General features: G+C 36.3%; 9 protein-coding genes. 7 read left to right on the top strand and 2 right to left on the bottom strand.

Annotated features, from left to right (window positions below):
• From BUC25_RS01850 to BUC25_RS01830, 5 genes are all read left to right on the top strand, one after another.
• Window positions 1–1,617, top strand: coding sequence for a response regulator transcription factor (locus BUC25_RS01850; protein ID WP_073199122.1), 1,617 nt, complete (start codon window positions 1–3; stop codon window positions 1,615–1,617).
• A 15-nt stretch (window positions 1,618–1,632) separates the two neighbouring features.
• Window positions 1,633–2,541: a glycoside hydrolase family 43 protein gene (locus BUC25_RS01845; RefSeq protein ID WP_073199120.1), complete on the top strand. Its 909-nt coding sequence runs from the start codon at window positions 1,633–1,635 to the stop codon at window positions 2,539–2,541.
• Window positions 2,519–4,519, top strand: a complete 2,001-nt coding sequence (locus tag BUC25_RS01840) for a glycoside hydrolase family 65 (RefSeq protein ID WP_073199119.1) — start codon at window positions 2,519–2,521, stop codon at window positions 4,517–4,519. Before BUC25_RS01845 ends, BUC25_RS01840 begins: the two co-directional genes overlap by 23 nt.
• Before the next feature lie 244 nt (window positions 4,520–4,763).
• Entirely contained in the window at window positions 4,764–6,314 is a 1,551-nt protein-coding gene (locus BUC25_RS01835) for a Na+/H+ antiporter NhaC family protein (RefSeq protein WP_073199117.1), read from the top strand.
• A gap of 642 nt (window positions 6,315–6,956) precedes the next feature.
• Window positions 6,957–9,677 (top strand): choice-of-anchor I family protein, encoded by a 2,721-nt coding sequence (locus tag BUC25_RS01830; protein WP_073199115.1) that lies wholly within the window; start codon window positions 6,957–6,959, stop codon window positions 9,675–9,677.
• Between the two features lie 31 nt (window positions 9,678–9,708).
• Here BUC25_RS01830 and BUC25_RS01825 read toward each other — a convergent pair whose 3' ends face one another.
• On the bottom strand, window positions 9,709–9,915 hold the full coding sequence (locus tag BUC25_RS01825; RefSeq protein ID WP_073199113.1) for a helix-turn-helix domain-containing protein: 207 nt from the start codon (window positions 9,913–9,915) through the stop codon (window positions 9,709–9,711).
• A gap of 14 nt (window positions 9,916–9,929) precedes the next feature.
• Complete coding sequence (locus BUC25_RS01820) at window positions 9,930–10,502, bottom strand: hypothetical protein (RefSeq protein WP_073199111.1); 573 nt, start codon at window positions 10,500–10,502, stop codon at window positions 9,930–9,932.
• Window positions 10,503–10,645: 143 nt separating this feature from the next.
• On the opposite strand from BUC25_RS01820, the gene BUC25_RS01815 reads away from it, so the two are divergent.
• Both BUC25_RS01815 and BUC25_RS01810 read left to right on the top strand, forming a co-directional pair.
• Window positions 10,646–11,134 (top strand): PH domain-containing protein, encoded by a 489-nt coding sequence (locus BUC25_RS01815; RefSeq protein ID WP_084543315.1) that lies wholly within the window; start codon window positions 10,646–10,648, stop codon window positions 11,132–11,134.
• The gene (locus tag BUC25_RS01810; RefSeq protein WP_073199107.1) at window positions 11,134–12,612 is read left to right on the top strand and encodes a PH domain-containing protein; all 1,479 of its coding nucleotides are present in this window, start codon (window positions 11,134–11,136) and stop codon (window positions 12,610–12,612) included. Before BUC25_RS01815 ends, BUC25_RS01810 begins: the two co-directional genes overlap by 1 nt.
• Window positions 12,613–12,738 lie beyond the last annotated feature (126 nt).

Below are 12,738 nucleotides of genomic sequence, written 5' to 3'. Positions count from 1 at the left end.
ATGAAATCAGTCTTAATAATAGATGATGAATTGTCTGTCAGAGAGGGTTTAACCAAACACGTTAACTGGGAAAAATTAAATATTCGTATCAATGGAACCGCTACGAATGGCCAAGAGGCATTGACACTCATTAAAGATCAGGTTCCAGATATCTTAATTACCGATATTTATATGCCTGAAATGGATGGATTAACTTTAATTAAAGAAGTGAAACAAACATATCCAGATATCTGTATTATTATTCATAGTGGATATAATCATTTTGATAATGCCAGAAAAGCAATTCAATACGGGGTTAAGCATTTTTTTCTTAAACCTTCTCCTGTATCGGAAATTGAAACTGTGATCCAGGAAGTCTTACAGGAAATCAAATCGGAAGAAAAGCAACAATCGATTCTTGTGAAATATCGTGAACAAAGACCGGTCTATTTAAGCTATCGCAGGGATACGTTTATTAGAAACCTTTTATTTAACCGGTATGAGACTAAGGATCTGACAGCAGAAAGTAAAGAACTAATTGGGACAGATGTAGAAACCCCACAAATTGTCACCTCTATTATGATTAATCGGCCGCCTTATTTAAGGACCTCACATGAACAAGAGTGGCAGCTGATGAAGTTTAGTGTCGGTAATATTTTATCTGAAACGATTGATCATTTTAATGAAGATAAAAATATGATGATACATTTGATTGATTATTCTGACTCGACCTATGTAATGGTCGCTTTTTATCCGGGAAACGCGATTTACCTGGAACAATTACAGGATCAACTTGTCAACAAAATGCTTGCTAACCTGTTATATTATCTAAAAGTTTCTGCCATGATCGGTGTTAGTTCTACAAAATCAAATTTGCATCAATTAGCAGATGGATACTCTGAAAGCATGCAAGCATTAGAAGTTGCAGAGTATGAAGAATGGAATAAAGTATATTATTTTCAAGAAACAAAGGAGAAAGGATCAAGCGATGTATTCACTTATCCTTTTGAAACCATTAAAGATATGCATGGAAAAATTGCAGATAAGGATTATGACGAACTTTTAGCAATATGGCAACGATTTGTAATCGGTTTATCTGAAGAAAAGTATTCTCCATTTTATATGATCCAAACAATATCTATCAACATTTTAAGTGCATTAATGATGGAAGATCATTCACTGGAGCATGTCGATCAGCAGCCTGTTGAAAAGTCTTCTTTATTAATAGAGGTGTATAATCATAACACAACAAAAGAGTTGTTAGATTGGACCACCTTTCAATTAACAAAATGGGTCGATCGCTCGAAAGATGCTTTAGCTGGCAAGAAAACAAGTAAATTGGTAGAACGTGTAAAAGAACATATTCACCACTATTATGATGAGGAAATAACCCTTGCAGATATTGCCGATACATTGTATGTAAATCGCAACTACTTATCTCAGTTATTTAAGAAAGTTACTGGTGAGACATTTGTAAATTACCTTAACCATTATCGCATTGCAAAGGCAAAGGAATTACTGCAGGAGAAAAGGTATATGGTCTACGAAGTGAGTGAAATGGTGGGGTATCAAAATTCTACCTACTTCAGTCAGGTTTTCAAGGCGATCACAGGTGTAAGTCCGTCAGAATACTTTTAAAAGGAGAGGACGCAGATGAGAACGAATCAAGAAGTTCAAATTCGTGACCCTTTTATCTATGTTGATCGAAAGGAAAGTAAGTATTATTTATATGGAAGTACCGATCGTAACATTTGGGGAAAAGGTACGAGTTTTGATGTCTGGGTTGGGAATGATTTAAAAAATTGGGAAGGACCATATCCGGTTTTTCGACCAGAACAGGACTTTTATTCAGAGGAAAACTTTTGGGCGCCAGAAGTGCATTATTATAAGGGTGCCTATTATATGTTCGCTACCTTTTTATTGAAAGGAAGTGGTTTTCGAGGTACAGCTACTTTAAAATCAAACTCTCTGACAGGTCCTTTTACACCTCATAGTGAGGGGGTAGTTACCCCGGATGACTGGTTTTCTTTAGATGGTACTTTACATATTGATGATGAAGGCATGCCCTGGATGGTGTTTTGCCATGAATGGGTGCAGATCGGTGATGGCGAAATTTGTGCAGTTCGTTTGAGTGAGGATTTAAAAGAAGCACTTGATGAACCAGTCACTCTTTTTGCGGCATCTGATGCGCCTTGGCCCACTTCATTCAAACATAAAACGCGCAATACACAAGCGAATTATGTAACAGATGGTCCCTATGTTTACCGAGCAGAAAACGACGAGTTATTATTGCTTTGGGCGAGTTTTGTAGATAATGTCTATGCTCAGGGTATTTCCCGCTCCAAAACTGGAAAAATTACCGGTCCATGGCTTCATGATGAGGAACCACTGTTTTCAAGTGACGGCGGGCATGGAATGTTGTTTCATGATTTGCATGATCAATTACATTTAACACTTCATTCTCCAAATAAAACACCAAATGAGCGCCCGGTTTTTATCGAATTGGATGAGAACAATGGCAGCATTAGGAGGAGAGACGATGAATCGAAAAGAAATCGTTGATAAACATTCGCCAATGCTTAAAATGGTACAACCAAGGGCACCTTTATCAATTGGCAATGGTGACTTTGGTATGTCTGTTGATTTTACCGGACTTCAGTCATTTCCTGAAGCATATATTGCGCCACTTAGCACTCAATCCAATTGGGGATGGCATGCTTCAGGTGAGGAGCATTCCTATACATTAGAGGATGTAAAGATGCAACATTATCAAGGTGCACCATACCCATTGTTTCCAGAGGGGAAAGAGGAGGCATATCATTGGTTAAGACAAAACCCACATCGATTGCAACTAGGTCAAATCGCCTTTCGTTTTTATGATGAAAATGGTAAGCCCATGTCACGAGAAAAAATCAACCCAATTACGCAACAATTAAAACTTTGGGAAGGCATAATTGTCAGCAAATTTTTAGTGGATGGTGAAGTGGTCAAGGTAGAAACCTGTTGTGACCCTTATCAGGATATTATTGCTGTTTCGGTGAAATCTGCTGCTATGAAATCGGGTCGGTTTGCAATTGAATTAGCATTTCCCAGCCCGAATATTTTCGATCAGAAGTGGGAAGAAACCTTGAAATTAAATTGGCAGAAAGAAGGCCATAAAACTACGCTTCAATTACATGAAGATAACTTGGCGGTTTTTTATAGGCAAGCAGATGACACAGAATATGCTGTGCAATGGAATTGGAATAAGGGTGACCTAAAGCAGGAAGAAGATCATACTTTTTCTTTAATTCCTAGTAAAAAAGAATGCCGTTTCACCCTTTCTTTTGCAGAAAATAAAACAGCTAGTAAGTCTGTTGAGGAAGTATTTACCGCTTCTCGTTCTTATTGGGATAGCTTCTGGTTGGATGGGGGATTTCTTTCTTTTCAAGGAAGTACGGATCCTAGAAAAGATGAATTGGAGCGTCGTGTGGTGTTATCTCAATATCTACTTGCAATTCACAGCGGGGGATCGATGCCGCCTCAGGAAACAGGATTTATGTATAATAGTTGGTTTGGTAAATTCCACTTAGAAATGCATTGGTGGCATGCCAGTCACTTTGCTTTATGGGGAAGAGCATCGATTCTAAAAAAAAGTATGGATTGGTATTTAGCTACTTTATCCAAAGCGTATCAACTTGCAAAATCTCAACGATACGAGGGAGCAAGGTGGCCTAAAATGGTCGCAAGAGAAGGTAATCAGACGCCATCTCCTATTGCCCCAGGTTTAATCTGGCAGCAGCCTCACCCCATTAGTCTGTTGGAGTTATGTTATCAAGACAATCAAGATCCACTTTTTTTAGAAAAATATCAAGAAATCGTCTTTGCTTCGGCAGATTTTATGGCATCGTTTGTCAGGTATGATCAGGAAAATGATGTATACGATCTTGGTCCAGGGCTGATACCAGCACAGGAAAATCATATGATGGAGGACAGCGTCAATCCTCCATATGAATTAGAGTATTGGCATTTTGGTTTAACAGTGGCTATTGAATGGTGTCTGCGTTTAGGTAAAGAAGTGCCCGGCAAATGGATAGAAGTCAAAGAAAAATTAGCTAAGCCAAGGGTAAAGGACGGCATTTACCTCGCTCATCAAAATTGTGCAAATACCTTTACGAAGAAAAATCATGATCATCCATCCATGGTAGCGTCACTGGGTGTCTTGCCAGGTGCACTAATAGATAAGGACGTTATGCTTCAGACTTTATATAAAGTAAAAGAGGAATGGGAGTGGGAGACTGCCTGGGGTTGGGACTTTCCAATGTGTGCGATGACAGCAGCTCGTTTAGGTGAGTTAGATTTAGCGGTAGATTTTCTATTGATGGATCAAGTTAAAAATACGTATTTAATCAATGGACACAACTATCAGCATGATGCATTAACTGCTTATCTACCAGGTAATGGTGGCCTTTTAACTGCTATTGCCATGATGGCTTCTACGTGGGGATTTCCTGACAATTGGAAAGTAAAGTATCAAGGTTTAAAAGGTTTAATGGAATAAATTTTTGAATGGTTAGCACCGTGATCAAATGTTTCTTAACAGAAAAAGCAAGCTTGTTAACCGTTACCCATATCCTGTGTAGACTTTACACATTGTTTTAGAAAAAAGTGATGACAGCTCAGTGAAAAATTGATAAACTATTTTAGTATATAAAATGTTGAGTTAGGAACAGTAATGGACTTTGTTCTATTGCTGTTTTTTTCTGCGCTTATTGGGTAAGGATAGAGATAGTGGAGGTAATGATATGGAAGGTACTATTTATTCGCTGGTTCCAGCAGTTTTAATGCTGATATTAGTCCTTTTAACGAGAAGGATTTTACTGTCGCTCGGAACAGGCATAATTGTTGGAGCGTTATTGATTCATGAATTTGATGTAGTAAAGAGCTTGCAACAAATCTGGTTTGTATTTCGTGATATTTTCTATTCATCAAATGGATGGAATTTAGGAAATATCTATTTATTAGTTTTTTTACTATTATTAGGGATAATGACTGTTATCATGACAGCGTCTGGTGGTAGTAAAGCTTTCGGAGATTGGGCAATTGAAAAGGTGAAAACAAGAAGAGGCGCTCAACTTGTTCCTGCTTCCTTAGGTGTCCTCATTTTTATCGATGATTATTTTAACAGCTTAGCAGTTGGACAAGTATCAAGACCATTAACCGATCGGTATAAAATATCTCGCGCGAAACTTGCTTATTTTATTGATTCGACATCTGCTCCTATTACGGTGGTAACACCAATTTCGAGTTGGGGTGCCTATATTATTGGAACTTTAGGATCTATTTTTGCGGCTTCTGAAATAACCGAGTTTCAACCGTTAGAAGCATTTGTCAGGATGATACCACTGAACATGTATGCATTTGCTGCCTTATTATTAGTATTCTTAGTTGCTTTGTATAACTTTGATATCGGTGCAATGAGAACGCACGAAACGAGAGCGAAACAGACTGGCCATGTTGTAGATCCATTAAAGAAGACGATGTCAGCAGATATGGAAGCTCATACACGTATAAATGAAAATGGAAGAATGAAACATCTATTAATTCCCATTGTAATATTGGTTATATCTACGGTAGGAATGATGCTTTTTACGGGTTATCAGGCAACAGAAGGGTCTGCAACCCTTTTAACGATGTTTGAAAATACCAATGTTAACTTATCGTTATTTGTTGGAGGTCTATTGGCTGTAGCGGTTGCATTTGTTTTTTATTATTTATTAAAAGGTGAGAAACAATCTGGATTACATGTAATCAAAGAAGGTTCATTGTCGATGATGCCTGCGATATATATATTAATATTAGCTTGGATGATTGGTTCTATCATCGAACTAATCGACACAGGAGGATATTTGGCAACTTTAGTAGAACAATTTTCACTAAATGTTAATTATCTATCCTTGTTATTATTTGTCCTTGCAGGTTTTATGGCGTTAGCAACAGGTACGTCCTGGGGCACGTTTGGAATAATGCTTCCAATTGCAGCACAAGTTGCAATAGTATATGATGTGGAATTAGTTTTGCCTGCTATGGCTGCCGTTTTGGCGGGATCTGTATTTGGAGATCACTGTTCACCAATTTCCGATACATCCATTTTATCTTCAACAGGAGCAGGATCTAACCACTTAGATCATGTCATCACACAGTTGCCATATGCTTTTATTAGTGCATTAGCGGCAGGGATTGGTTATTTCGTTTATGGTTTGACAGGAGGAGTAATCATATCACTTGCTATCACTTTGATATCAGTAATAGTGATCGTTTTAGTGCTAATGTGGCAAGAAAAAGTAGCGAAATAAAATTTTGCGATTCATATAAAAGAAGTTGGGACAAAAGAATATTTTAATCTCAAAAATCCAAACGATTCGGTGCCTACCCCCGGATCGTTTGGATTTTCTGCGTATTAGGAAGAAACTGCGACATAGTTGAAGTGGTAATAATGAGATTTTATATTAGCTTTACCACCGCTTCGGCTTGCCCGTTTTCCTTTCCGCGGGTTTTTACCCTAAGCTAACTTTTTAATCAAAATTCACTTAAAAAGTGGATCTTAGGGTAAAAAACATCCCGCAGGAGTAAAAACGGACGCCTTCGCTCTAAATGGATACTACAACTGTTGTCACAGCTATCATTTGAACTTTCTATAGTATTTTATCTACATTATGCGATAGTGTCATTATTTAAACTCATGCATCAATTGTAGCACTATAACAAGCCGTAGCGGATGTTACCTACAAATTTACTGTCACAATTACTACATCATTTGTTGCGCAGTATCCTGTTAATACGTACCCTCTTTTTGTTTGTCGCTGCGCTACACGTCTGTAATAAATACAAAAAATTAGTCAGGGCTGACGAGGATTTACAAATTATTAACATTATGGACAAGTTAACTTAATGAAGAAATTATAAATAGTAGGTGAAATTGTAAAAGGAGTGGAAAAATGAAGAATTCTGTGCTTACTGTACTATTTTTGTCTTTTCTTCTTATGTTGTCTACACTATCACCGACCATACAAGCTGCTGCTGAAGATTTAAATTATTATTCTGAAAAAGATCAGACGTTAGCTGTCGAATGGTTAGGACGTTATGCAAGTAAAGCCCCAATCGATGATGGCGGAACAGAAATCGTTGCTTATGATCCTAATACATATTATGGCTATTCTGTGAATGGGTCAGAAAAAACACTGGATATTATTGATTTATCTGTATTAGCCAATGGTGATACCGAAATCCCTTTAGTGAAAAAAATTAAGCTCAGTGATTTTGGTGTTGATGCAGGAGATTTAACGAGTGTTACCATTGACCCGGAGAGCAGATTTATTGCTGTATCGGTACCAGCAGAAAACAAAGTTGACAATGGTCATATTGTTTTTCTTTCTACGGAGGGTGACGTGTTAACCTCTGTTGAAGTCGGAGCCTTACCGGATATGGTGTCGATTACGCCAAATGGTAATAAAGTATTGGTTGCAAATGAAGGTGAACCAAGTGAAGATTATGCCATCAATCCAGAAGGTACTGTATCCATTATTGATATCTCGAATGGTATTGAAAAGAATCAGCAATTATCAACTGAAACAGCTAGATTCACAGAAAAAATAGTTGAAGATGATGTGCGAAAAGTACATCCAGGCAGTTCATATCCTGAAAACTTAGAACCAGAATACATCGTAGTAGATCAAGCAAGTCAGTATGGGTATGTTGTTTTACAGGAATCAAACGCTATAGCAAAACTTGACATAGCCACCGGTGAATTTCTTACAGTAAAAAGTTTAGGTTATAAAGATTTTTCGTTAGAACAAAACAAGCTAGATGCTTCAGATAAAGATGATATGATTAATATTCGCAATTGGCCTGTCCTATCAATCTATCAGCCTGATGGTATGGATATTATTAATATTGATGGAAAGAGCTATATTTTAACAGCAAATGAAGGAGATGCTCAAGATTGGGATGGCTTCTCTGAAGAAGAAAGAGTAAATGATTTGAAGGGTGATTATCAGCTTAATGCAGATCTCTATGATGGTTATACACAAGAAGAATTAGACCGATTAGTGGAGAATGGTCTATTTGATAATGAACAATTAGGTAGGTTAAAGACTTCTATTTCACATCCCGTCAATGAAGAAGGGAAATATGAAGCAATATATGGTTATGGAGGTCGTTCCTTCTCTATTTGGGACGCAAACTCTATGGAATTAGTATATGACAGTGGATCAGATTTTGAAAATAAAATAGCTACATTTCAACCAGATTATTTTCATAGTAATAATGATGAAGATACCTTTGAATCCAGAAGTGATGATAAAGGTGTTGAGCCTGAAAGTGTTATAACTGGAAAAGTGAACGGAACCAACTATGCTTTTATCGGGTTAGAACGGCAAGGGGGAATCATGGTTTATGATTTAACAAATCTTACTTCTCCTCAATTTGAAAATTATTTTTCTTCACGACATTTTAATGGGCAAGATGAAGAGGTTACATCAGCTAGTGGTGACGTTGCCCCTGAAGGATTAACGTTTATTCCTGAAAATCAAAGTCCGACAGGGAAGTCCATCCTATTAGCAGCACATGAAGTAAGTGGAACGATTGCTGCTTATGAAATAGGTGTGTCATCCGATTCTACGATTTCCGAATTAACGGTTGATCATGGAAAACTAAGTCCTGGTTTTTCTTCTGATACTTTCGACTATTCAATGGAAGTTGCCAATGATATAGAACATATTCATTTTTCAGCTATCACTAACTCAGCTAATACGAATGTACTCATAAACGGGAATGATCCAGATAAAGGTGTTGCTCTTGATGTAGGTGATAATGAAGTGGTCATCGAAGCAGTTGCAGAGGATGGATCAAGTTCAAGTTATGTTGTTCAAGTAAAACGATTAGCAAGTAGTATAACAGACGATTTACAAGCAGACGGTAACAACCTGATATTTGAAACTGATATAAGCTATTTAGACAATAGGGGAGAATTAATTTTAAATGTTCCCGATAAAAATGAATCAATCGTGAATATTATTATCTCGGCGGAACAATTACAACTATTAAAGGATAAAGATGTTACTGTTAAAGTTCAGGAAAAAACTGTCCGTCTTGCATTCGATTTAGAATCCTTCTCAGCTGAGGACGCTTTAACATTAACCATTAAACAGCTAGATGAAAAGAGTATAGAAAACGCTGAATTTGCACGTTCAGATCTATTTGATTTTGAATTTGTTCAAGCAAATCAGTCTATTGCATCTTTTGAATCACCAGTTACACTCTCCTTTAAATTAGCAGAGCACAATGATATTTTAAAAATTTACAACTGGAAAGGTAGTACAGAAAAGTGGGAAAAAGTCGGTGGTTTGATCTCGGGTGACTGGATTGAAGCAGAAGCAGATCATTTTAGTATTTTTGCCGTATTTAAACCGGAAGATTTGTTAGAGAAGGATAAGGTAAGCAGCGAAGATAATCCAGAACCCTCCCAAAATGAGAAAGATCCCAGCTCAGAGCGCATAAATGAAGATAAAGGTGAAACGCCAAAAACGGATTTAAAGAATAATACTCTACCAGATACTGCTACAAATATGTATACGATTCTTTTAATAGGTGGTCTGCTATTAATCCTAGGAATGGTTCTAGTAGTGCTAAGAAAAAATAAAAAATTTACTAATGAATAAACAAAACCGGGCGATTGCCCGGTTTTGTTTGTCAGGATTCCTCTATGTACTCTAATAGATCTCCAGGCTGGCAATCTAACGCCTTACATAAGGCATCTAATGTACTAAAGCGTACTGCTTTTCCTTTTTCGTTTTTTAAAATAGAAAGGTTTGCAGGTGTAATTCCCACTTTTTCCGATAATTCATTTAGAGACATTTTACGTTCAGCCATCATAACATCCAGTCTTATTCTAATCATCTTATCGCCTACTTTTATATGGTGTATTTATTTTCTTCCACAGCCTGTACTGCAACTCTTAAAGCTGCACCAATCATCAAACAAATGATCCCAGTAATAATTGGATCGACATAGGAGACATTAGAAAACGATACAGTAGCATTGGTAATATTTAAGGCCTCTATCGTTTTGTCAAAAAGTAATCCATCGAGATAACTAAAAATACTTCCTAGTACAAGTACAGTGCTTCCAAGTTGGTAAAAAAGAGAGACATTTTTATTGATAAAAAGACTTCTGTTATAAATGTTTTGAAACAACTTATCTAAAATTCTTAAACTAAATAATACCAGTAAAAGCACTGCAATGGTAGATATGAAAGAAAGAATAATGATATCATTATTTAAATAAAATGCTGGCTGCTTCTGAAATTCAATAGTTAAAAAACTAAAGAGTGGCTCGAATTCTCCAAAAGAAGCAGCAAATGTACTATTTGGATAAAAAAGATAAGCAACGTGATATAGTACAGAAAAAATCGCAAGCGGAATAATAACGATAAATAATACTCTACACAGAATGTATGCCAACCTAAAAACATTCGTTAACTTCATTTCATTCACCTCATATTTCATTTTTTATAGGTTCACTTTATTATACAATATATTTTTATCGAAAAACAATAAAAATATATTGAAATAGATATGAAAGTTTTGTATATTAAAATAAAGATCAAGAAAAATAGAGGATGTTGTACATGAATGATATAAAATTAGAGCACAAATTAGCTGCTGATATGCCAAAAGTGAGAATAATTTCAGAAACGATTGGCAATATAATTGGTTTTATTGTGTTAGCTATCTTATTAGGAGCTGATGTATATTTTGAATGGCCGGTTTGGATTGGCTGGATCCTATATGGTTTAATCGTTTTTACTGTATTAGGAACAATATGGGCTTTCATAGAACCGAAGTATTTATATAGAAGCTGGAGTTATCAAATAGATGAGGATTATCTGCAGTTAACATATGGTGTTCTCAAAAGGGAATGGGTGACGGTTCCTATGACCAAGATTCAATCCGTATCCACCAGTCAAGGTCCGATCTTGAGGAAATACCATTTGCGAACAATAAAAGTAGAAACGATGGGATCCTCTCATGAGATTCCTGCATTAGATGAGCCGGTTGCTCTGGAAGTAAGAGAAAAGATTGCAATTTCAGCAAAGTTAAAGGAAGTAGATGAATAATGAGGTACCATCCGTTAACGATATTTTTTAAATTATATCAACTTATAAAAAATAGTTTTTTTATTATCATTATTTTGTATGTAATTCAGGGTCGATCAGATTTCTGGCTCTATGAATATGGTCGATATGCTTTTATTGTTTTCATTATTTTACGAATTCTTTACATAACAGTTAGTTGGTGGAAAGAAACCTATCAATGGGATAAGCAGGCTTTTCATCTTAAAAAAGGGGTCTTTGTCAGAAATTTCAGTACGATTCCTTTCAATAAAATTCAAAATGTGACAAGGCAAACAACCCTCTTCCATAAAATACTTCGCTTTACTTCGGTCTCTTTTGAAACAGCAATGGATGGGGCTGATGATACTATTAAATTTGATGTAGTGACAAAGAAACATGCGGCTTTCTTAACAGATCTTGTTCAGAAGGGTGAGGCAGACGATCTGGAAGAGACAGAAAATAAATTTGAATTAGAAGACAAAGTGGAGTCAGTTAAGGCAAAAAATGAAGGTAAAATCATTCACTTTGAACCAACCAAGCGTGAGTTGTGGAAAGCAAGTTTTACATCTCTAAGTTTTTTGGCAATTATTCCTATAACAGCAGGGTTATATGATTACGTGGAACCCTTTCTTCCAAAGCTGGAAGGTTTTGCTGAGAGTTTTTTTCAAAGTAAATGGTTAATCTTTTTATTAAGTGTAATCGCAGTGATTATCGCGGTATCATTTGGTGTAATCAGAACTTTCACACGTTTCGGGAAATATAAAATTTCTTCCAATGAACGATATATTTATATTGATAGAGGTATTCTAAGTGAAAGTAATTTTGCAATCGAAAAACGAAAAGTCCAAGGACTACAAATGAGACAAACTTTCATGAAACGATTATTTGGATTGACTGAAGTAACATTGATAAGTTCGGCAAGTCCAGGTGCAAATGATGATAGTGTAAATGTTAATTCGCTTTACCCATTTTTACCGATTTCCCAAGCATATGCCTTAATTGAGCAGTTGTTGCCTGAATATCAATTAAAAACGAAGATGAGCAGGTTACCTAGAAAAGCTCTGTTTGTAAAGTTATTACGTCCGAGCTATGTATGGTTGATAGCTACGGGACTTCTTTTCTATTTCAAACCAAAGCCTTTTGATCTCGATATTACTTGGTGGATATATTCACTCGTTTTATTGGGGATCATTGTCCTTCAGCGTACATTGGATTACGTGCATACGAAATACAGGATTGATGAGGATCAAGTTCAATGGTGGCAAGGTGGTTTGACGACTCAAATGTTTGTTACTAAAAGACAGAGAGTAATAGAAATTTCAACCTCTCAATCTCTGTTACAAAAGATATTTGGTGCTACTACTCTGCAAATGATGAATCGTTCAACACCTGTTCAGATCGAAACTATCGTAGACGTCCCCGTTACTGTGGCCCGTTTTTATCAACAATGGTATCAAGAACGAAATAAGGAAATGAATTGATGGTCATAGAAGCTTTTTCAAGTCCAAACGTTTTAGGCGTTTGGACTTTTCTAATTATTGGAGGAATAGCAATACAGGAATATTATTTCGCCAATAAATAGATATTAGTCTATGAAAATATTATGA

The sequence above is a fragment of the Gracilibacillus kekensis genome (assembly GCF_900143085.1).
In the GTDB taxonomy this organism is placed as follows: domain Bacteria; phylum Bacillota; class Bacilli; order Bacillales; family Amphibacillaceae; genus Gracilibacillus; species Gracilibacillus kekensis.
This window is presented reverse-complemented; position numbering and strand designations above follow the sequence as displayed.